Consider the following 21,022-nt stretch of genomic DNA (forward strand, 5'->3'; position numbering starts at 1 on the left):
GATACGACTATGACCGTTTTTGATAATTATGAAGTGTGGTTTGTCATTGGTAGCCAGCACCTGTACGGGCCGGAAACGCTGCGCCAGGTGACGCAAAACGCGGAGCAGGTCGTCAATGCCTTAAATGCGGAAGCGAAACTGCCGTGCAAACTAGTGCTAAAACCGCTGGGCACGCGCCCGGATGAAATTACCGCCATCTGTCGCGATGCCAACTACGACAACAAATGCGCCGGTATGATCGTCTGGCTGCACACCTTCTCACCCGCGAAGATGTGGATCAATGGCCTGACTATCCTCAATAAACCGCTGCTGCAGTTCCACACGCAGTTCAATGCCTCCCTGCCATGGGACAGCATCGATATGGACTTTATGAACCTGAACCAGACCGCGCACGGCGGCCGCGAGTTCGGCTTCATCGGCGCGCGTATGCGTCAGCAGCACAGCGTTGTAACCGGCCACTGGCAGGATAAACACGCCCACGAGCGTATTGGCTCCTGGATGCGTCAGGCCGTCTCTAAACAGGATACCCGTCAACTGAAAGTGTGCCGCTTCGGCGATAACATGCGTGAAGTGGCGGTCACCGACGGTGATAAAGTCGCCGCGCAGATTAAGTTCGGTTTCTCGGTCAATACCTGGGCTGTCGGCGATCTGGTGCAGGTGGTTAACGCCGTGACCGAAGGCGAAATCAATGCGCTGATTGACGAGTACGAAAGCAGCTACCGCTTCACGCCCGCCACGCAGATTCACGGGGACAAACGTCAGAATGTCCTGGACGCGGCACGCATTGAACTGGGAATGAAACGCTTCCTGGAAGAAGGCGGTTTCCACGCGTTCACCACCACCTTTGAAGATTTGCACGGCCTGAAGCAGCTCCCGGGCCTCGCCGTGCAGCGCCTGATGCAGCAGGGCTACGGCTTTGCGGGTGAAGGCGACTGGAAAACTGCCGCCCTGCTTCGCATTATGAAAGTGATGTCGACCGGTCTACAGGGCGGCACCTCATTTATGGAAGACTACACCTACCACTTCAACGGTGGGAACGACCTGGTACTGGGCTCGCACATGCTGGAAGTCTGCCCATCCATTGCTGTGGAAGAGAAACCACTGCTCGACGTACAGCACCTGGGCATTGGCGGTAAGGCCGACCCAGCGCGTCTTATCTTCAACACCCAAACCGGCCCGGCCGTCGTGGCGAGCATGATTGACCTCGGCGACCGTTATCGTCTGCTGGTCAATACCATCGAAACGGTGAAAACCCCTCACGACCTGCCGAAACTGCCGGTGGCCAACGCGCTGTGGAAAGCTCATCCGAACCTGGAAACCGCCTCAGAAGCGTGGATCCTGGCCGGTGGCGCGCACCACACCGTATTCAGCCATGCGCTGACGCTGGACGACATGCGCCAGTTCGCCGAACTGCACGATATCGAGATTGCCGTTATCGACAACGACACCCGCCTGCCGGCGTTTAAAGACGCGCTGCGCTGGAACGAAGTGTATTACGGGTTCAAACGTTAAGCCGATTTTCCCCTCACCCAACCCTCTCCCCGAAGGCGAGAGGGTACCGATAGCGCGCATAGTCGCCCTTCCTCCTCTCCCTCCGGGAGAGGGCCGGGGTGAGGGAAATTCAGACTCGGAGCAAAACATGTTAGAAGATCTCAAACGCCAGGTGCTGGAAGCCAACCTGGCACTGCCAAAGCACAATCTGGTGACCCTGACCTGGGGCAACGTCAGCGCCGTTGACCGCGAGCGCGGTGTGCTGGTTATCAAACCTTCCGGCGTCGACTACAGCGTGATGACCGCGGACGATATGGTGGTGGTGAGCCTGGAAACCGGCGAAGTAGTGGAAGGTAACAAAAAACCGTCCTCGGATACTCCAACCCATCGCCTGCTGTATCAAGCATTCCCAACGCTCGGCGGCATTGTCCACACCCACTCCCGCCACGCAACCATCTGGGCGCAGGCCGGACAACCTATCCCCGCCACGGGAACGACCCACGCGGACTATTTCTACGGCTCGGTGCCCTGCACCCGCCTGATGACCGATGCGGAAATCAACGGTGACTACGAGTGGGAAACCGGCGCGGTCATCGTCGAAACCTTCCGCGAGAACGACATCGACCCAGCGCAAATGCCCGGCGTGCTGGTGCACTCCCACGGCCCATTTGCCTGGGGCAAAAACGCCGAAGACGCGGTGCACAACGCTATCGTGCTGGAAGAGATTGCCTATATGGGCATCTTCTGCCGTCAGCTCGCGCCACAGCTTCCGGATATGCAGCAGACGCTGCTGGATAAACACTACCTGCGTAAGCACGGGGCAAAAGCGTATTACGGCCAGTAACTCCGGCAGCGCTCTCTGTAGCCCGGATGAGACGCAGCCGACTCCGGGATCTCACCGATAACACCTGTATAAACCACCAGCACTCTCCCTTAAACCAGGCTATAATCAAGCCTGGTTTTTTTATGGATGAGCTCACGCGTGACCCAGCCACAAGCAGGTTTTCTCCTTACCCGTCACTGGCGGGATACCCCGCAGGGTACCGAACTGGCTTTCTGGCTAGCGACGGACGACGGCCCGCTACAGGTTACCTTACCGCCGCAGGAGTCGGTGGCGTTTATCCCCGAGGCTCAGCGCGCACAGGTTGAACGCCTGCTGAAGGATGAAAACGGCCTGCGCCTTGCGCCGCTTACGCTCAAAGATTTCCATCGCCAGCCTGTTTTTGGCCTCTACTGTCGCGCGCATCGCCAACTGATGCGGCTGGAAAAACTGCTGCGTGAAAACGGCATTACCGTCTACGAAGCTGATATCCGTCCGCCAGAGCGCTATCTGATGGAGCGCTTTATCACCGCACCGGTTTGGGTAGAAGGCACCGCGCGCGGCAACGCATTGACCCAGGCGCGCATGAAGCCCAACCCGGAATACCGTCCGCCGCTGAAGTGGGTATCGTTAGATATCGAGACCAGCCGCCACGGCGAGCTCTACTGCATTGGCCTTGAAGGCTGCGGGCAACGCACCGTCTATATGCTCGGCACCGAGCCAGAGCAGCAGCCGCAGGTCGATTTCCACCTTGAATATGTCGCCAGCCGTCCGCTGCTGCTGGAGAAACTCAACGCCTGGTTTGCCGAACATGATCCGGACGTGCTGATTGGCTGGAACGTGGTGCAGTTCGATCTGCGCGTGCTGCAAAAAAGCGCCGAACGCTACCGGGTGCAGCTGTTGTTGGGCCGTGGAAACAGCGAACTCGAATGGCGCGAACACGGCTTTAAGAACGGCGTCTTCTTCGCCCAGGCCGCTGGACGCTTAATTATCGACGGCATCGACGCCTTAAAATCCGCCTTCTGGAGCTTCACGTCGTTCTCGCTGGAAAACGTCTCCCGGGAGCTGCTGGGCGAAGGCAAAGCTATCGATAATCCGTGGGACAGAATGGACGAAATTGACCGCCGTTTCGCCGAAGATAAGCCCGCATTAGCCACCTATAACCTCAAAGACTGCGAGCTGGTCACGCGCATCTTTCACAAAACCGAGATCATGCCATTTTTGCTGGAACGCGCGACGGTTAACGGGCTGGCGGTCGACCGGCACGGTGGCTCGGTAGCCGCCTTCAGCCACCTCTATTTTCCGCGTATGCACCGCCTGGGCTTTGTTGCGCCAAACCTCGGTGAAGTGCCGCCGCAGGCAAGCCCCGGCGGTTATGTCATGGACTCGCGCCCCGGGCTGTACGATTCCGTACTGGTGCTGGATTATAAAAGCCTGTACCCGTCGATCATCCGCTCATTCCTGATTGATCCGGTTGGATTGATTGAAGGTATGGCACATCCGGACACGCAGCACAGCACTGAAGGTTTTCTCGACGCCTGGTTCTCTCGCGACAAACACTGCCTGCCGGGGATCGTCAGCCAGATCTGGCACGCCCGCGATGAAGCCAAGCAACACAAAAACAAGCCACTATCGCAGGCGCTGAAGATCATCATGAATGCCTTTTATGGCGTGCTGGGCACCAGCGCCTGCCGCTTTTTCGACCCTAGGCTGGCGTCGTCGATCACCATGCGCGGCCACGCGATCATGCGTCAGACCAAAGCGCTGATTGAATCTCAGGGCTACGACGTGATTTACGGTGATACCGACTCCACCTTCGTCTGGCTCAAACGGGCTCACGGCGAAGAAGAGGCCGGAGCCATTGGCCGCGCGCTGGTCGATTTCGTCAACCAGTGGTGGGCAGATGAACTGCAAAAAAAAGGGCTGACCAGCGCGCTGGAGCTGGAGTTTGAAACTCACTTCTGCCGCTTCCTGATGCCAACCATCCGCGGTGCCGATACCGGCAGCAAAAAACGCTATGCGGGGATGATTCAGGAAGGCAGCGAACAGCGGATGCTGTACAAAGGGCTGGAAACGGTGCGTACCGACTGGACGCCGCTGGCGCAACAATTCCAGCAGGCGCTGTATTTGCGCATCTTCCGCAACGAGCCCTACCGGGACTTCATCCTTGAAACCATTGATAAACTGATGGCAGGCGAACTCGATGACCAGCTGGTTTACCGCAAGCAATTGCGCCGCCCGCTGGCCGAGTATCAGAAAAATATTCCGCCGCACGTGCGCGCCGCCCGTCTTGCTGATGAACACAACGTGCGGTTAGGACGTCCGCAGCAGTATCAACAGCGCGGCAGCATTCGCTACGTCTGGACCACCAACGGCCCGGAACCACTGGCCTATCAGCAATCACCGCTCGATTACGACCACTACCTGACCAAACAATTAGCCCCGGTTGCTGAAGGAATTCTCCCCTTTGTCGACGATGATTTTGCTACAATAGTGACAGGGCAACTGGGTCTATTTTGACAGGTGACTAACGTCTCGCCATCCAGTACCATAGCGCCCTTTCCATTCCTGGACCAAATTCACTCACCGCCTGTTTATAAAGGTGGTGGATGAATATTGCCTGCAATTTATTAAAGATAGAGCCGAACGCATATGCCTTTTACACTTGGTCAACGCTGGATCAGCGATACAGAAAGCGAACTGGGACTTGGTACCGTTGTTGCAATGGATGCACGCACCGTCACCCTACTCTTCCCGGCAACCGGAGAGAATCGTCTGTATGCGCGTAGCGACTCCCCCGTGACCCGCGTTATGTTTAATCCCGGCGACACGATTACAAGCCATGAAGGCTGGCAGCTGCTCGTTGACGAAGTAATAGAAGAAAATGGCCTGCTGGCCTACATCGGCACCCGTCAGGACACCGAAGAGACCGGCGTCATGATGCGCGAAGTGCTGCTCGACAGCAAACTGGTGTTCAGCAAACCGCAGGACCGTCTCTTTGCCGGGCAAATCGACCGCATGGACCGATTTGCTCTGCGCTATCGCGCGCGTAAATACCAGAGTGAACAATACCGTATGCCGTGGAGCGGCCTGCGCGGTCAGCGCACCAGCCTTATCCCGCACCAGCTCAACATCGCCCATGACGTGGGCCGTCGCCATGCGCCGCGCGTGCTGCTGGCAGACGAAGTCGGCTTAGGTAAAACCATTGAAGCCGGGATGATCCTGCACCAGCAGTTGCTGTCTGGTGCCGCCCAGCGCGTGCTGGTCATCGTCCCGGAAACCCTCCAGCACCAGTGGCTGGTTGAAATGCTGCGTCGTTTCAACCTGCGCTTTGCGCTGTTCGACGATGAACGCTATGCCGAAGCTCAGCACGATGCCTACAACCCGTTTGAAACCGAACAGCTGGTTATCTGCTCGCTGGACTTCGTTCGCCGCAACAAGCAGCGTCTGGAAAACCTGTGCGAAGCTGAGTGGGATATCATGGTGGTCGACGAAGCGCACCACCTGGTGTGGAGCGAAGATGCGCCAAGCCGCGAATATCAAGCCATTGAACAGCTCGCCGAGCGCGTACCTGGCGTACTGTTGCTGACGGCAACCCCGGAACAGCTGGGGATGGAAAGCCACTTTGCGCGTCTGCGTCTGCTGGACCCAAACCGCTTCCACGATTTCGAGCAGTTTGTTGAAGAACAGAAAAACTACCGCCCGGTAGCCGACGCTGTCGCCCTGCTGCTGGCAGGCAACAAGCTCAGCAACGACGAACTGAACATGCTGGGCGAACTGATTGGCGAGCAGGATATCGAAGCCCTGCTGCAAACCGCCAACAGCGATCGCGACGGTGCTGAAGCGGCTCGTCAGGAGCTTATCAGCATGCTGATGGACCGCCACGGCACCAGCCGCGTGCTGTTCCGTAACACCCGTAACGGCGTGAAAGGCTTCCCGAAACGCGAACTGCACACCATCAAGCTGCCGCTGCCAACCCAGTATCAAACGGCCATTAAAGTTTCCGGCATTATGGGCGCGCGCAAAACGGCTGAAGAACGCGCACGCGATATGCTGTATCCAGAGCAGATTTATCAAGAATTTGAAGGCGACACCGGCACCTGGTGGAACTTCGACCCACGCGTCGAATGGCTGATGGGCTACCTGACCAGCCACCGTTCGCAGAAAGTGCTGGTTATCTGCGCCAAAGCGGCCACCGCCCTGCAGCTGGAGCAGGTTCTGCGCGAACGCGAAGGCATCCGTGCCGCCGTGTTCCACGAGGGCATGTCGATTATTGAACGCGACCGCGCCGCCGCCTGGTTCGGCGAGGAAGACAGCGGCGCACAGGTACTGTTGTGCTCGGAAATCGGTTCTGAAGGCCGTAACTTCCAGTTCGCCAGCAACCTGGTGATGTTCGACCTGCCGTTCAACCCGGACCTGCTGGAACAGCGTATCGGCCGTCTGGACCGTATCGGTCAGGCGCACGATATTCAGATTCACGTCCCGTACCTGGAAAAAACCGCGCAGTCAGTGCTGGTTCGTTGGTTCCACGAAGGTCTGGATGCCTTTGAGCACACTTGCCCGACCGGTCGTACCATTTATGACAGCGTGCATGACCAGTTAATCAACTACCTGGCAGCACCGGAAAACAGCGACGGCTTCGACGACCTCATCAAGAACTGCCGCGAACAGCACGAAGCGCTGAAAGCACAGTTGGAACAGGGCCGCGACCGTCTGCTGGAGATCCACTCCAACGGCGGAGAAAAGGCGCAGCGTCTTGCTGAAAGCATCGAAGAGCAGGATGACGACACCAACCTGATCGCCTTCGCCATGAACCTGTTCGATATCGTCGGTATCAACCAGGACGATCGCGGTGAGCACCTGATCGTCCTGACTCCGTCCGACCACATGCTGGTTCCGGACTTCCCGGGCCTGCCGGAAGATGGCTGCACCGTCACCTTCGAGCGTGACGTGGCGTTGTCTCGCGAAGACGCACAGTTCCTGACCTGGGAACACCCGCTGATTCACAACGGTCTGGATCTCATCCTCTCCGGTGATACCGGCAGCAGCACTATCTCCCTGCTGAAAAACAAAGCGCTGCCGGTGGGTACGCTGCTGGTCGAGCTGATTTACGTGGTTGAAGCGCAGGCACCGAAACAGCTGCAGCTCAACCGCTTCCTGCCGCCAACGCCGGTGCGTATGCTGCTGGATAAAAACGGCACTAACCTTGCCGCGCAGGTTGAGTTTGAAACCTTCAACCGCCAGCTCAGCGCGGTGAACCGTCATACCGGCAGCAAGCTGGTGAACGCGGTGCAGCAGGACGTGCATACCATTCTGCAAAAAGGTGAAGCGCAGATTGAGCAAGCCGCTCAGGCGCTGATTACCGCGGCACGGGAAGAGGCGGACGAGAAGCTCAGCGCGGAACTGTCGCGTCTGGAAGCGTTGAAGGCGGTGAACCCAAACATCCGTGACGACGAGCTGTCCGCGATTGAAAGCAACCGCCAGCAGGTGATGGAAAGCCTGTCGCAGGCGGGATGGCGTCTGGACGCACTGCGTCTTATCGTCGTCACTCACCAGTAATCGGAGCCGCTATGGGCATGGAAAACTATCATCCGCCACAGGACCCGTGGCTGGTGATCCTCTACCAGGACGAGCACATTATGGTGGTCAACAAGCCAAGCGGCCTGTTGTCCGTCCCGGGCCGTCAGGAAGAGCATAAAGACAGCGTGATGACCCGCGTACAGCGCGATTATCCGCTGGCGGAGTCCGTACACCGCCTCGATATGGCGACCAGCGGCGTTATCGTCGTGGCCCTGACCAAAGCGGCAGAAAGAGAACTGAAGCGTCAATTCCGTGAGCGCGAGCCGAAAAAGCAGTACGTGGCGCGCGTATGGGGTCACCCGCAGCCGCAGGAAGGCCTGGTGGATTTACCGCTGATTTGCGACTGGCCGAACCGGCCGAAGCAGAAGGTGTGTTATGAAACCGGCAAGTCTGCGCAAACGGAGTATGAAGTGCTGGAATATGCGCCGGATAACACCGCGCGGGTGAAGCTCAAACCGATTACCGGGCGTTCACACCAGCTGCGCGTGCATATGCTGGCGCTGGGTCACCCGATTCTGGGCGACCGCTTTTATGCGCACGACGAAGCGCTAGCGATGGCACCGCGTTTGCAGCTCCATGCGGAGACGCTCACCATTACCCATCCGCAGTTTGGTAATAGCATGACGTTTAAGGCACCGGTCGATTTTTAGATTGTGCCAGGGTTTTCCCGGGGTCGCTGGCGCTCGCCCGGGCTACCAATATGCACGAATGTAGCCCGGGCAAGCACCAGCGACCCCGGGTTCACGCACCTTACTTAAATCCCTTCTGTTCTTTTATCAGCTCGTACGCTTTCTGAATTTCCTGCGCCTTCTGCTTGGCCATCTCCATCATCTCCGGCGGCAGCCCTTTCGCCACCAGCTTATCCGGGTGATGTTCGCTCATCTGCTTGCGATAGGCGCGTTTGATGGTCGTGGCATCGTCACTCGGCTTCACGCCCAGCACGTTACACGCATCTTCTAGCGTCGGCCCGCGCTGCGCCTGTTGCCAACCGCCACCCTGACCGCCCTGAGACTGCTGATGGTAGCCGCCGCCAAACTGCGCGCCGCCCTGCATCATGCGCAGGAACTGGTCGAACTGCGCGTGGGAAATCCCCAACTCTTCGGCAATCACGTACAGCACGTCGCGTTCGTTGGGATGCAGAGACCCGTCGGCAAACGCCGCCTGAATCTGAATCTCCAGAAACATACGAATAAGATCAAAACGACCAAAGCAGACGCTACGGAACTGACGCATCTTTTCGCGCAGCGGGTAGTTGTCGGCTTTACCCACGCGAAACGCCTGCTGTGCCGCCGTGCGGGACTCGCCGTGCAGATTCATGCGGTCCATAAACAGACTGGCGACATGAATATCCGCTTCGGTCACGCGCCCTTTCGATTTGGTCAGATGGCCCATCACTTCAAAGGTGGTGGCAAAAAACAGCGACTGACGCTGCTGTTGATTGGCAAACCAGTTCATACGACGGCTTCGCGCCTTGTCAAACATATGACCCACGAGCAGCCCGAGGACAACGCCCCAGAACCCTCCGCCCATCATCAGGGCGACGGCCACACCAATCACTTTTCCCCAATACTGCATATACTCCCCAAATCGTCATGCCAGCGGCTAAAATATGCATTATCATACCTGTCATTCAATGCCGTGCATAACACCTCTGGCAAGAACGGGCAGGATAGACTCGATGAATTTCACGTTGCAGCCAACGGCACTGCAACTTAGAAGCCGACGAGCATTAACACTAGCGTCATCACGATGAGTACGTTAGTCTCTGACCGTTTGCAAGCCGCAATGCTATAGATGACGGAACAACAAATACAACGTATGAAAAAACGTATTCCCACTCTCCTCGCGACCATGATCGCCAGCGCCTTGTACAGCCAGCAGGGAATGGCAGCAGATCTCGCCTCTCAATGTATGCTTGGCGTACCGAGTTACGATCGCCCGTTAATCAGCGGTCCTGCGAACGAACAACCGGTCACTATCACAGCAGATCATGCAAAAGGTAATTACCCTGATAACGCCGTATTTAGCGGCAACGTCGATATTAATCAGGGGAATAGCCGTTTACAGGCCGATGAAGTTCAGCTTCATCAAAAACAGCCTGAGGGGCAGCCTACACCGGTTCGCACCGTCGATGCACTCGGCAACGTTCACTACGACGATAATCAGGTTATTCTGAAAGGGCCAAAAGCCTGGTCAAACCTGAATACCAAAGATACCAACGTCTGGAAAGGTGATTACCAGATGGTCGGCCGTCAGGGCCGCGGTACGGCGGATGTCATGAAACAGCGCGGTGAGAACCGCTACACCATTCTCGAAAACGGCACCTTTACCTCCTGTCTGCCGGGTTCTAACACCTGGAGCGTCGTGGGTAGCGAAGTTATCCACGACCGCGAAGAGCAGGTTGCCGAAATCTGGAACGCACGCTTTAAAATTGGTCCGGTACCGGTCTTCTATAGCCCATACCTGCAGCTCCCGGTCGGCGACAAACGCCGCTCTGGCTTCCTGCTGCCAAGCGCTAAATACGGTAGTACTAACCACTTTGAGTTCTCATTACCGTATTACTGGAACATTGCGCCTAACATGGACGCCACCCTGACGCCGCACTATATGGACAAGCGTAGCGGCGTGATGTGGGAAAACGAATTCCGCTATCTGACCGATGCCGGTGAAGGCCTGTTTGAACTGGACTATCTGCCGTCAGACAGCGTCTACTCCAACGAACATCCTAATGATGACAATAGCCGCCGCTGGCTATTCTACTGGCGTCACGCCGGGGTCATGGATCAAGTATGGCGTTTCAACGCCGACTACACCAAAGTCAGCGATCCAGATTACTTTAACGACTTTGACTCGAAATACGGCTCAAGTACCGACGGCTACGCCACGCAGAAACTGAGCGTGGGCTATGCGGTACAAAACTTCGATGCCACCGTATCGACGAAACAGTTCCAGGTCTTCGACCGCAGCAACAGCAACTCCTATTCGGCCGAGCCGCAGCTGGATATCAACGCCTACCAGAACGATGTGGGGCCGTTTGATACCCATCTCTATGCTCAGGCGGTGAAGTTCACCAACAGCAACAGCGATTTGCCTGAAGCGACGCGAGTCCACCTCGAGCCGACCATCAGTCTGCCGCTGGGCAACCGTTGGGGTAGCCTCACCACAGAAGCAAAACTGCTGGCGACGCACTACAACCAGACCAATATCGACGACTACAATAATGACTCGGCCAACGCCAACAAGCTGGCCAGTTCAGTCAACCGCACCATGCCGCAGCTGAAAGTGGACGGCAAAATGGTGTTTGAGCGCGATGTTGAGCTGACGCCGGGCTACACCCAGACGCTGGAACCACGTATGCAGTACCTGTACGTGCCGTACCGCGACCAAAGCAAAATCAATAACTACGACTCCACGTTCCTGCAATCCGATTATACGGGTCTGTTCCGTGACCGTAGCTACAGCGGTCTCGACCGCATCGCTTCCGCAAACCAGATTACGACCGGGGTCACATCACGTATTTATGATGACGCCGCCGTTGAACGTTTTAACGTTTCTGTTGGTCAAATCTACTATTTCACCGAGTCTCGCACCGGTGATGACAACATTAACTGGGAGAAAAACGACAAAACGGGTTCACTGGTTTGGGCGGGCGACACCTACTGGCGTATCAGCGATCAATGGGGTTTACGCGGTGGTATTCAGTACGACACGCGTCTGAACAACGTCTCCACCAGCAGTTCAGCCATCGAATGGCGTCGGGACGAAGAACATTTAGTGCAGTTGACTTACCGTTACGCCAGCCCGGAATATATTCAGGCAACGCTGCCGAGTTACTCCACGGCAGAACAGTATAAAAACGGGATTTCGCAGGTTGGTGCAACCGCGAGCTGGCCAATCGTCGACCGCTGGTCCGTCGTAGGTGCTTATTACTATGACACCAACTCCGGCAGCGCCGCTGACCAGATGCTGGGCGTTCAGTATAACTCCTGCTGTTACGCTATCCGCGTAGGCTACGAGCGTAAACTCAACGGTTGGGACTACAACAGTACCACTGGCGGTCAGTCCAAATATGACAACTCCATCGGCTTCAGCATTGAGCTGCGTGGTCTGAGCTCTAACTACGGTCTGGGTACTCAGCAGATGCTGCGTTCCAACATCATGCCGTACCAAAGCTCGCTGTAATGTCACTGGTTAGACACATCATCCGCATTGCGGTTAATTGAAATGGAAAAAGTATGAAGAACTGGAAAACGCTGCTTCTCGGTATCGCCTTAGTTGCGAATACCAGCTTCGCTGCCCCGCAGGTTGTCGATAAAGTAGCAGCCGTCGTGAACAACGGCGTCGTCCTTGAAAGTGATGTTGATGGTCTGATGCAGTCCGTCAAAATGAACGCCGGCCAGGCGGGTCAACAGCTGCCGGATGACGCTACGCTTCGTCACCAGATTCTGGAACGCCTGATCATGGATCAGATAATCCTGCAGATGGGGCAGAAGATGGGTGTCAAGATCACTGACGATCAGCTCGATCAGGCGATCGCCAACATCGCAAAACAAAACAACATGACGATGGATCAGATGCGCAGCCGTCTGGCTTACGATGGGATGAACTACAACACCTATCGTAACCAGATCCGCAAAGAGATGCTGATTTCCGAAGTGCGTAACAACGAAGTGCGTCGCCGCATTACCGTGCTACCACAGGAAGTCGACGCGCTGGCAAGCCAGATTGGCAACCAGAACGACGCCAGCACCGAGCTGAACCTCAGCCACATCCTGGTTGCGCTGCCGGAAAACCCAACCTCCGATCAGGTTAACGAAGCACAAAGCCAGGCCGAGTCCATCGTTGAACAGGCTCGCGGCGGTGCTGATTTTGGTAAGCTCGCTATCACCTACTCCGCAGACCAACAGGCGCTGAAAGGCGGCCAGATGGGCTGGGGTCGTATTCAGGAACTGCCTGCTATCTTCGCTCAGGCGCTGAGCACGGCGAAAAAAGGCGATGTTATTGGCCCTATTCGTTCCGGCGTAGGCTTCCACATCCTGAAAGTTAACGATATGCGCGGCCAGACCCAGAACATCTCGGTAACGGAAACCCACGCTCGCCATATCCTGTTGAAGCCATCGCCAATCATGACCGACGATCAGGCACGTGCGAAGCTGGAACAGGTTGCAGCGGATATTCGTAGCGGCAAAACCACCTTTGAGAAAGCGGCTAAAGAGCTGTCTCAGGACCCAGGCTCTGCTAACCAGGGCGGTGATTTAGGTTGGGCAACGCCGGATATCTACGATCCGTCATTCCGCGATGCGCTGATGAAGCTGAGCAAAGGCCAGATGAGCGGCCCAGTTCACTCTTCCTTCGGCTGGCACCTGATTCAGCTGCTCGATACGCGTAACGTTGACCGTACCGACGCCGCACAGAAAGACCGTGCTTACCGCATGCTGATGAACCGTAAATTCTCTGAAGAAGCGGCGACCTGGATGCAGGAACAGCGCGCAAGCGCTTACGTTAAAATTCTGAGCAACTAATGACGCAACACGCTCGTGTCGTTATCACTCCCGGCGAACCCGCCGGGATTGGTCCGGACCTTGTTATCCAACTGGCCCAGCGCGACTGGCCGCTTGAACTGGTCGTTTGCGCTGATGGCCGCCTGCTCACCGAGCGGGCAACGCTTCTCGGCCTTCCTCTCACGCTATTGCCCTACTCTCCCGAAAAAACCGCTGCACCACAGCGCGCCGGTACGCTCACGCTGTTACCCGTCGCCCTGCATGCCGAGGTTACGCCGGGAACGCTCAACGTTGAGAACGGTCGCTATGTTGTTGAAACGCTCGCCCGCGCCTGCGATGGCTGCCTGAACGGTGAGTTTTCCGCGCTGGTCACCGGCCCGGTCCACAAAGGCATCATTAACGATGCCGGCATCGCCTTTACCGGGCACACCGAGTTCTTTGAAGAGCGCGCTGGCGCACCGAAAGTCGTGATGATGCTGGCGACCGAAGAACTGCGCGTCGCGCTGGCAACGACCCACCTGCCGCTGAAAGCGGTGAGCGATGCCATCACGCCGGACCTGCTGCGGGAGGTTATCACCATCCTGCACGACGACTTGCAGAACAAGTTTGGTCTTGCCGAACCGCACGTGCTGGTCTGCGGCCTGAACCCACATGCGGGGGAAGGTGGGCATATGGGTACGGAAGAGATAGACACCATTATTCCGGTGCTGGAAGAGTTGCGTGCAAAAGGGATGAATCTGAGCGGGCCGCTGCCTGCCGATACCCTTTTCCAGCCTAAGTATCTTGACCATGCCGATGCCGTGCTCGCAATGTACCACGATCAGGGCCTACCCGTGCTAAAATACCAGGGCTTTGGCCGTGGCGTGAACATTACGCTCGGTTTACCCTTTATTCGCACCTCCGTTGACCATGGTACCGCCCTTGAACTGGCAGGCCAGGGGAAAGCGGATGTCGGCAGTTTTATTACGGCGCTTAACCTCGCCATCAAAATGATTGTTAACTCTAATGAATAATCGAGTCCATCAGGGCCACTTAGCCCGTAAACGCTTCGGGCAAAACTTTCTCAACGATCAATTCGTGATCGACAGTATTGTTGCGGCTATTAACCCGCAAAAAGGCCAGGCCATGGTTGAAATCGGCCCGGGTCTTGCCGCGCTGACCGAGCCGGTTGGCGAACGTCTTGACGAAATGACCGTTATTGAACTGGACCGCGACCTCGCCGCGCGTCTGCAAACGCACCCGTTCCTGGGGCCGAAGCTGACCATCTATCAGCAGGATGCCATGACCATGAACTTTGGCGAGCTGTCTGAGAAGCTGGGTCAGCCGCTGCGCGTGTTCGGTAACCTGCCGTACAACATCTCCACGCCGCTGATGTTCCACCTGTTTAGCTATACTAATGCTATTGCGGACATGCACTTCATGCTGCAAAAAGAGGTGGTTAACCGTCTGGTTGCCGGTCCAAACAGTAAAGCCTATGGTCGTCTGACCGTAATGGCGCAATACTACTGCAACGTGATCCCGGTACTTGAAGTGCCGCCAACCGCGTTCACTCCACCGCCAAAAGTGGATTCCGCCGTTGTACGCCTGGTGCCGCATAGCACTAAACCGTACCCGGTAAAAGATGTCCGCGTCCTGAGCCGTATTACGACCGAAGCCTTTAACCAGCGTCGTAAAACTATCCGCAACAGTCTGGGCAACCTGTTTAGCGTTGAGCTGTTGACGGAGCTGGGTGTAGACCCGGCCATGCGCGCGGAAAATATCTCTGTTGCGCAGTACTGCCGGATGGCCAACTATCTGTCAGAGAATGCGCCCTCGAAGGAGAGCTAAACCATGATCGATTCGCCGCGAGTTTGCGTCCAGGTACAGAGCGTCTACATTGAGACGCACTCCCAGCCGGAAGAAGAGCGTTACGTTTTTGCTTATACGGTGACCATTCGCAATCTCGGGCGAAGCGCGGTGCAGCTTCTCGGCCGTTACTGGCTGATTACCAACGGCCACGGCCGTGAAACTGAAGTCCAGGGTGAAGGTGTGGTCGGCGTGCAGCCGCACATCGAGCCCGGTGAAGAATATCAATATACCAGCGGTGCCGTGCTGGAAACTCCGCTCGGCACTATGCAGGGTCACTACGATATGGTCGATGTGGACGGTGTGCCGTTCTCCATCGACATACCCGTTTTCCGTCTCTTTGTTCCCACGCTGATTCATTAAAACATGGCTACATACCTTATTGGCGACGTTCACGGTTGCTTTGACGAGTTAATTGCCCTGCTCGAGCAGGTGGCGTTCACCCCGGACGTCGATACCCTGTGGCTGACGGGCGATCTGGTTGCCCGTGGCCCCGGTTCGCTGGAAGTGCTGCGCTACGTTAAATCGCTGGGCGACTGCGTGAAAGTGGTGCTCGGTAACCACGATCTGCATCTGCTGGCGGTATTTGCTGGCATTAGCCGCAATAAGCCGAAGGATCGCCTGAACCCGCTGCTGGAAGCGCCGGATGCCGATGAGCTGCTCAACTGGCTGCGTCGCCAGCCGCTGATGCAGGTCGATGAAGATAAAAAGCTGGTAATGGCGCATGCAGGCATCACGCCGCAGTGGGATATGGAAACCGCGAAACAGTGCGCACGCGACGTTGAAGCGGTGCTCTCAAGCGATTCCTATCCGTTCTTCCTCGATGCCATGTACGGCGATATGCCCAACAACTGGTCACTGGATCTCTCAGGGCTGGCGCGCCTGCGCTTTATCACCAACGCCTTTACCCGCATGCGCTACTGCTTCCCGAACGGCCAGCTGGATATGTACAGCAAAGAGTCGCCGGAGAACGTGCCTGCGCCACTGAAGCCCTGGTTTATGCTGCCGGGACCGATCACCAGAGAGTACAGCGTGGCCTTTGGTCACTGGGCCTCGTTGGAAGGTAAAGGTACACCGGAAGGGATTTACGCGCTGGACACCGGCTGCTGCTGGGGCGGTGATTTAACCTGTCTGCGCTGGGAAGATAAAAAGTATTTTGTGCAGCCGTCAAACCGTAAGCTGTCGCCGGGCGAGAGCGAGGCGGTGGCTTCGTAGTGGGGTGCATCCCCATTGATAAATAAAAAACGCCGGGCTTCCACCCGGCGTTTTTTATTTTAGTAGCCCGGCCAGGCGAAGCGCCGCCGGGAAGGCTCGGTCTTAACGACGCTCAAGCACCTCAAAGCAGTAGCTATGAGAGTTCTGCTCATCCGCATCATGGAACTCGCTGAACACCGACTCCCACTGGTCTGGGTCGTAATCAGGGAAATGGGTGTCGCCTTCGACTTCCGCATCAATGTGCGTCAGATACAGCTTCTGCGCTTTTGGCAGGAACTGCTCGTACACACGACCGCCGCCAATCACCATAATCTCTTCCACGTCGCCACAGGCAGCGATCGCTTCATCCACCGATTTCACCCACTGTACGCGATCGTCAGTGCCCGGTTGGCTGCTGATGACGATGTTCTTACGGCCCGGCAACGGGCGTCCGATGGACTCCCAGGTCAGGCGGCCCATCACCACAGGTTTGTTTAAGGTGTTACGTTTAAACCAGGCCAGATCGGCTGGCAGGTCCCAGGGCATGGCGTTTTCCATACCGATAACGCGATCTACCGCTAGCGCAGCAATCAGACTGATCATTGAGTGTGTCCCAGATACGAAAAAAAATTGTCGCCACTATACGGAAAGCTTAATCTTTCGTCGACTGGCAGCCAGGTAAAGAATAAGAAAATTTTTCGTTTTGCTGGCAAGTCCACGGTGGATAAGTGGACAGCCAGCATTACACCTAATACAACATTACAGCGTTGGTTTTACTTCCGGCTCATCTTCCGGGTTGCCGCTGTGCTTTCCTTCTTCCGTTCCTTGCCAACCGTGACGCTGAATCACCGACAAATGGTTGCGATCTTCGTTGATAATCTCGGTCAGCATGGCGCTGGTGCGTTTAAACGCCGCCGCCCGTGACGTATCATCGTTTTCCGCCATCTCGACCATTTCGTCCATCAACTGCATGTTAAAACGGCGGAACAGGTCGGCACGCTCGCGCGCTTCATAGGCACCAAGCCCCAGCGATTCCAGCGCCTGACGGCCCGATTTCAGCGCCCCTTCGAAGGTTTCACGCTCCGGCGCCTCTACCCCAGCCTGACGCAGCTTGATGTAGTGCTCAACGTCGCGGGCACGGGCAATAATCGTCAGATTAGGGAAGTGTTCTTTCGCCACTTCGGTCAGCTCAAGGCTTGCCTGCGGATCATCAATCGCGTTAATCAATACTTCCGCTTTCGCCGCCCCTGCCGATTCCAGCAGATCGGCCCGCGTCGCATCGCCGTAAAACACCTTCATATCGAACTTACGCAGCGTATCGACATGATCCGGGTCGTGGTCGAGGACCACCATCTTCACACCGCTCGACAGCAGTAAACGGCCGGTAATCTGACCAAAGCGCCCGAAGCCCGCGATGATCACCCGTGGCTGTTCTTCATCGATTTCATCCGCTTCGCGCGCATCGCCCGCGCTGTTGCGTTTCTCAAGGCGAGTCAGCAGCACCAGCAGAATCGGCGTAGCGGCCATCGACAGCGCCACCGCCAGCGTCAGCGCTTTTGCCCATTCTGGGTCCAGCACGTTAGCCATTTGCGCAGCGCCAAAGACCACGAAGGCGAACTCACTCCCCTGCCCCAGCAGCGCCGCGAACCACAGGCGCTGCGAGCGCGGCACCTGGAGCGGTTTGGCAATCAGCCACAGCAGAACAGATTTAATGACCAGGAAACCAACCAGCAGCGTAATAATGCGCAGCGGGTTGTGGATAAGCGTACCAAAATCGATGGACATTCCGACGCCGATAAAGAACAGCCCCAGCAGCAGCCCTTTAAACGGCTCGATATCGCTCTCCAGCGCGTGACGGTACTCCGAGCTCGCCAGCAGCACCCCAGCGAGGAACGCCCCCATCGCCATCGACAGCCCGACCTCTTCCAGCAGCAAACCGAAGCCAAAGACCAGGAACAGGGCCACGGCGCTGAACACTTCTCGCAGGCCAGAGCGTGCCACGAAGCGTAACAGCGGTCGCGTAACATAACGTCCGAGTACCACCACCAGCGCCAGCGCACCGGCCACTTTCAGCGCCGAGAACGCAAACGCGCCGAGCGTCGTGGAACCGCCGCTGGTTGCCAGCAGCGGAATCATCGCCACCAGCGGAATGGCGGCAATGTCCTGGAACAGCAGCACGGCGAAGGCGCTGCGCCCCACCTGCGTCACCGTCAGGTTACGTTCGTTCATCGCCTGCATGGCAATCGCGGTGGACGATAACGCCAGCGTCATGCCAATAAGCTCCGCCACCTGCCAGCGCAGGCCGAGGAAAATACAGAAGACGCCAATTAACGCGCCGCACAGCACCATCTGCAACAGCCCGCCGCCAAACACCGAGGCGCGCAGTTTCCACAGGCGCTGCGGATCAAGCTCAAGGCCAATCACGAACAGCATCAGCACCACGCCAATTTCGGCAAAGTGCAGAATAGACTCCGCATCGGTCACCAGACGCAGCCCCCAAGGGCCGATAATGCAACCGGCGATCAGGTAGCCGAGCACGGAACCGAGGCCCAGACGCACGGCAATCGGCACAATCAGCGCCGCGGAACCGAGATAAATCAGCGCCTGTATTAGCGTATGGCTATCCATTGTTGTGCTCCTCCTGCCAGGCCAGTAACCGTTGTTTGTAGTGTCGTGCCTTTGCCTGCAGCGTCTCTTCATCGCAAATAAACGTACAGTGCACGGCAAACGGCGGCAGCCATTTCATGCCGCAGTACACCGCGGTGGCCTCCAGCGGCTGCCCAAGAACATCAAACCCCGGATGCGAGCCGATTTCGAAGTGGCTCTCGCCACCGCCGGTGGTGACCGCCCACATGATGCTCTTACCGTGCAGCGCCGTGCCGCCGTGACCGTAGGCCCAGCCGTGCGCCAGCACTTTATCCAGCCACAGCTTCAGCAGCGGCGGCGTGCTATACCACTGCATTGGGTGTTGCAGAATGACCAGATCGGCACGAGACAACGCCTCCTGCTCGGCGGCAACGTCGATATTAAAATCGGGATAGAGGTGATAGAGAGAACGGATTTCAACGCCGTCGAGCGTCCTTACCTGCTCAAGCATCCGTTTATTCGCATGCGAGTGATGCGGATAAGGATGCGCATAAATAATAAGAATCATGTTTCGCCTGTCTTACTTCATTATTTTATTCCTGAGTTTAGACAGTTAATGATGACACTTACAGGATCAGTTCACACAACCGCAGGAATTGGGGGGCGTGAGGGCCACGCCCCGGCAGGGTCAGGAGGGTTGATTGGCCGGTTTATCCGCCACCGGCGGTTTGTCAGATGACGCGGTCAGGTCACAGTGTTTCGGCAGGAAGAAGGTGATGGTCCCGGCAATAATCAGCGAGCCCGCCAGCGCACATACCGCCACGTTCTGGCCATAGAAGTAGATCATCACGCCGACCAGATACGGGCCGCAGAAGCCGCCCAGGTTGCCCAGGCCGTTGATCACCCCGCGTGCGCTGCCCGCCACTTCCGGCATGGCGATACGCCCCGGAATCGACCAGAACGGGCTGGTCGCCGCTTTCAGGAAGAAGCCGCACACGACCAGCGCGATATAGGCCGCCACCACATGATCACGCAGTACCACTGAAGCCAGCAGCGCGGCGGCAAAGCCGTAGAGCGAGAAGCGAACCCATAGGCGCCGTTTCCCGCTACGGTCGCTGAACAGGGAGATAATATAGATACCCGCCAGCGTAGCGATAAACGGCAGGATAGCCAGCACGCCCACGCTTGCCATATTGGCGCCGGTCAGGTTTTTGAGGATAGTCGGCAGCCACAGCGTGTAGCCGTAATCCCCGGTCTGGTAGAAGAAGTTGAGCAGCACCAGCTTCATCAATCCGGAGTTGCGGAACACTTCCCGCACCGGCGCATTGCTGACCGGCGCTTCCGAACGTCGCGCCTCTCGCTCGGCGGTTAACGCGGTAATCAGATACTCACGCTCACGCTCCGGCAGCCAGCGCGCCTCTTCCGGGCGGTCGCTGATCATCAGCCACCATATCGTCAGTACGACAAACGACAGCAGCCCTTCGATGATAAACAGCCACCGCCAGTCGAGCGCGGAGATAATCGCCCCGGAGACCGGCGCGGTGAGCATGCCGCCCAGCGGGGCGAACATCATCACAAAGGCGTTAGCGCGACCAATCTCTTTTTCCGGGAACCAGTTGCTGACCATGGTCAGCACCACCGGCAGCATGCCGCCCTCGGACACGCCGAGGATAAAGCGCAGCGCCAGCAGCTGATATTCGTGGGTCACGAAGCCGGTCGCAATCGAGACAATCGCCCAGGCCAGCAGCGACCAGGCGATAAAGCGCTTACCGCTGCCGTGTACCGCAATGCGCCCGCCCGGTATTTGCAAAAAGAGATAGCCAATAAAGAATATCCCGCTCGCCACCCCCGCCATCTGGCTGGTAATCCCCAGGTCGGATTCCATGCCGCCGGGCAAGGCGAAGCTGATATTAACCCGGTCCATAAACGAAATAATGCACGCGATGAGAACAGGCGCAATGATGCGCAGCCAGCGAGTGCCAGGTATTTTCTCAGTCATTATTTA

At 57.1% G+C, this 21,022-nt stretch carries 16 protein-coding genes; 11 read left to right on the forward strand and 5 right to left on the reverse strand.

Annotated elements, in window-relative coordinates:
* Positions 1 to 9: 9 nt before the first annotated feature.
* The 5 genes from araA (at position 10) to rluA (ending at position 8,541) form a co-directional block, all read left to right on the forward strand.
* Positions 10 to 1,512, forward strand: coding sequence for an L-arabinose isomerase (gene araA, locus RDN66_RS13720; protein WP_035895433.1), 1,503 nt, complete (start codon positions 10 to 12; stop codon positions 1,510 to 1,512).
* Positions 1,513 to 1,639: 127 nt separating this feature from the next.
* The gene (araD, locus tag RDN66_RS13725; RefSeq protein ID WP_202216497.1) at positions 1,640 to 2,335 is read left to right on the forward strand and encodes an L-ribulose-5-phosphate 4-epimerase; all 696 of its coding nucleotides are present in this window, start codon (positions 1,640 to 1,642) and stop codon (positions 2,333 to 2,335) included.
* 138 nt (positions 2,336 to 2,473) lie between these two features.
* Positions 2,474 to 4,831 carry a DNA polymerase II gene (gene polB / locus RDN66_RS13730; RefSeq protein WP_202216498.1) on the forward strand — a complete coding sequence of 786 codons (2,358 nt, stop codon included), beginning with the start codon at positions 2,474 to 2,476 and terminating at the stop codon, positions 4,829 to 4,831.
* 132 nt (positions 4,832 to 4,963) lie between these two features.
* Positions 4,964 to 7,870 carry an RNA polymerase-associated protein RapA gene (rapA, locus tag RDN66_RS13735; protein WP_202216499.1) on the forward strand — a complete coding sequence of 969 codons (2,907 nt, stop codon included), beginning with the start codon at positions 4,964 to 4,966 and terminating at the stop codon, positions 7,868 to 7,870.
* A gap of 11 nt (positions 7,871 to 7,881) precedes the next feature.
* The gene (gene rluA / locus RDN66_RS13740) at positions 7,882 to 8,541 is read left to right on the forward strand and encodes a bifunctional tRNA pseudouridine(32) synthase/23S rRNA pseudouridine(746) synthase RluA (RefSeq protein ID WP_202216500.1); all 660 of its coding nucleotides are present in this window, start codon (positions 7,882 to 7,884) and stop codon (positions 8,539 to 8,541) included.
* Positions 8,542 to 8,641: 100 nt separating this feature from the next.
* Here rluA and djlA read toward each other — a convergent pair whose 3' ends face one another.
* A complete protein-coding gene (gene djlA, locus RDN66_RS13745; protein WP_035895425.1) occupies positions 8,642 to 9,466 on the reverse strand; it encodes a co-chaperone DjlA in 825 nt (274 codons plus the stop codon).
* A 243-nt stretch (positions 9,467 to 9,709) separates the two neighbouring features.
* Here djlA and lptD point away from each other — a divergent pair, with 243 nt between their 5' ends.
* From lptD to apaH, 6 genes are read left to right on the forward strand one after another with little or no spacing between them, the layout of a single operon-like run.
* Positions 9,710 to 12,073 (forward strand): LPS assembly protein LptD, encoded by a 2,364-nt coding sequence (lptD, locus tag RDN66_RS13750; protein WP_202216501.1) that lies wholly within the window; start codon positions 9,710 to 9,712, stop codon positions 12,071 to 12,073.
* A 53-nt stretch (positions 12,074 to 12,126) separates the two neighbouring features.
* Positions 12,127 to 13,413: a peptidylprolyl isomerase SurA gene (gene surA / locus RDN66_RS13755; RefSeq protein WP_035895422.1), complete on the forward strand. Its 1,287-nt coding sequence runs from the start codon at positions 12,127 to 12,129 to the stop codon at positions 13,411 to 13,413.
* Positions 13,413 to 14,405, forward strand: coding sequence for a 4-hydroxythreonine-4-phosphate dehydrogenase PdxA (pdxA, locus tag RDN66_RS13760; RefSeq protein ID WP_202216502.1), 993 nt, complete (start codon positions 13,413 to 13,415; stop codon positions 14,403 to 14,405). The genes surA and pdxA overlap by 1 nt, the downstream gene beginning before the upstream one ends.
* The gene (gene rsmA / locus RDN66_RS13765; protein ID WP_035895418.1) at positions 14,398 to 15,219 is read left to right on the forward strand and encodes a 16S rRNA (adenine(1518)-N(6)/adenine(1519)-N(6))-dimethyltransferase RsmA; all 822 of its coding nucleotides are present in this window, start codon (positions 14,398 to 14,400) and stop codon (positions 15,217 to 15,219) included. Before pdxA ends, rsmA begins: the two co-directional genes overlap by 8 nt.
* A gap of 3 nt (positions 15,220 to 15,222) precedes the next feature.
* Positions 15,223 to 15,600, forward strand: a complete 378-nt coding sequence (apaG, locus tag RDN66_RS13770; RefSeq protein ID WP_123650718.1) for a Co2+/Mg2+ efflux protein ApaG — start codon at positions 15,223 to 15,225, stop codon at positions 15,598 to 15,600.
* A 3-nt stretch (positions 15,601 to 15,603) separates the two neighbouring features.
* The gene (apaH, locus tag RDN66_RS13775) at positions 15,604 to 16,452 is read left to right on the forward strand and encodes a bis(5'-nucleosyl)-tetraphosphatase (symmetrical) ApaH (RefSeq protein ID WP_202216503.1); all 849 of its coding nucleotides are present in this window, start codon (positions 15,604 to 15,606) and stop codon (positions 16,450 to 16,452) included.
* 102 nt (positions 16,453 to 16,554) lie between these two features.
* Here apaH and folA read toward each other — a convergent pair whose 3' ends face one another.
* From folA to RDN66_RS13795, 4 genes are all read right to left on the reverse strand, one after another.
* Positions 16,555 to 17,034: a type 3 dihydrofolate reductase gene (gene folA / locus RDN66_RS13780; protein WP_035896030.1), complete on the reverse strand. Its 480-nt coding sequence runs from the start codon at positions 17,032 to 17,034 to the stop codon at positions 16,555 to 16,557.
* A gap of 156 nt (positions 17,035 to 17,190) precedes the next feature.
* Positions 17,191 to 19,059, reverse strand: a complete 1,869-nt coding sequence (kefC, locus tag RDN66_RS13785; RefSeq protein WP_308537922.1) for a glutathione-regulated potassium-efflux system protein KefC — start codon at positions 19,057 to 19,059, stop codon at positions 17,191 to 17,193.
* Complete coding sequence (gene kefF, locus RDN66_RS13790; protein WP_035896026.1) at positions 19,052 to 19,585, reverse strand: glutathione-regulated potassium-efflux system oxidoreductase KefF; 534 nt, start codon at positions 19,583 to 19,585, stop codon at positions 19,052 to 19,054. Before kefF ends, kefC begins: the two co-directional genes overlap by 8 nt.
* A 120-nt stretch (positions 19,586 to 19,705) precedes the next feature.
* Positions 19,706 to 21,016 (reverse strand): MFS transporter, encoded by a 1,311-nt coding sequence (locus tag RDN66_RS13795; protein ID WP_035896025.1) that lies wholly within the window; start codon positions 21,014 to 21,016, stop codon positions 19,706 to 19,708.
* Between the last annotated feature and the right edge of the window lie 6 nt (positions 21,017 to 21,022).

The organism is uncultured Kluyvera sp. (assembly GCF_902485085.1).
GTDB classification, from domain to species: Bacteria; Pseudomonadota; Gammaproteobacteria; order Enterobacterales; family Enterobacteriaceae; genus Kluyvera; species Kluyvera ascorbata.

Excerpts from the sequence above, each read along its gene's own strand:
- araA (WP_035895433.1), top strand. The coding sequence starts at position 10 with ATGACCGTTTTTGATAATTATGAAGTGTGGTTTGTCATTGGTAGCCAG.
- araD (WP_202216497.1), top strand. The coding sequence starts at position 1,640 with ATGTTAGAAGATCTCAAACGCCAGGTGCTGGAAGCCAACCTGGCACTG.
- rapA (WP_202216499.1), top strand. The coding sequence starts at position 4,964 with ATGCCTTTTACACTTGGTCAACGCTGGATCAGCGATACAGAAAGCGAA.
- rluA (WP_202216500.1), top strand. The coding sequence starts at position 7,882 with ATGGGCATGGAAAACTATCATCCGCCACAGGACCCGTGGCTGGTGATC.
- djlA (WP_035895425.1), bottom strand. The coding sequence starts at position 9,466 with ATGCAGTATTGGGGAAAAGTGATTGGTGTGGCCGTCGCCCTGATGATG.
- lptD (WP_202216501.1), top strand. The coding sequence starts at position 9,710 with ATGAAAAAACGTATTCCCACTCTCCTCGCGACCATGATCGCCAGCGCC.
- surA (WP_035895422.1), top strand. The coding sequence starts at position 12,127 with ATGAAGAACTGGAAAACGCTGCTTCTCGGTATCGCCTTAGTTGCGAAT.
- pdxA (WP_202216502.1), top strand. The coding sequence starts at position 13,413 with ATGACGCAACACGCTCGTGTCGTTATCACTCCCGGCGAACCCGCCGGG.
- rsmA (WP_035895418.1), top strand. The coding sequence starts at position 14,398 with ATGAATAATCGAGTCCATCAGGGCCACTTAGCCCGTAAACGCTTCGGG.
- apaG (WP_123650718.1), top strand. The coding sequence starts at position 15,223 with ATGATCGATTCGCCGCGAGTTTGCGTCCAGGTACAGAGCGTCTACATT.
- apaH (WP_202216503.1), top strand. The coding sequence starts at position 15,604 with ATGGCTACATACCTTATTGGCGACGTTCACGGTTGCTTTGACGAGTTA.
- folA (WP_035896030.1), bottom strand. The coding sequence starts at position 17,034 with ATGATCAGTCTGATTGCTGCGCTAGCGGTAGATCGCGTTATCGGTATG.
- kefC (WP_308537922.1), bottom strand. The coding sequence starts at position 19,059 with ATGGATAGCCATACGCTAATACAGGCGCTGATTTATCTCGGTTCCGCG.
- kefF (WP_035896026.1), bottom strand. The coding sequence starts at position 19,585 with ATGATTCTTATTATTTATGCGCATCCTTATCCGCATCACTCGCATGCG.
- RDN66_RS13795 (WP_035896025.1), bottom strand. The coding sequence starts at position 21,016 with ATGACTGAGAAAATACCTGGCACTCGCTGGCTGCGCATCATTGCGCCT.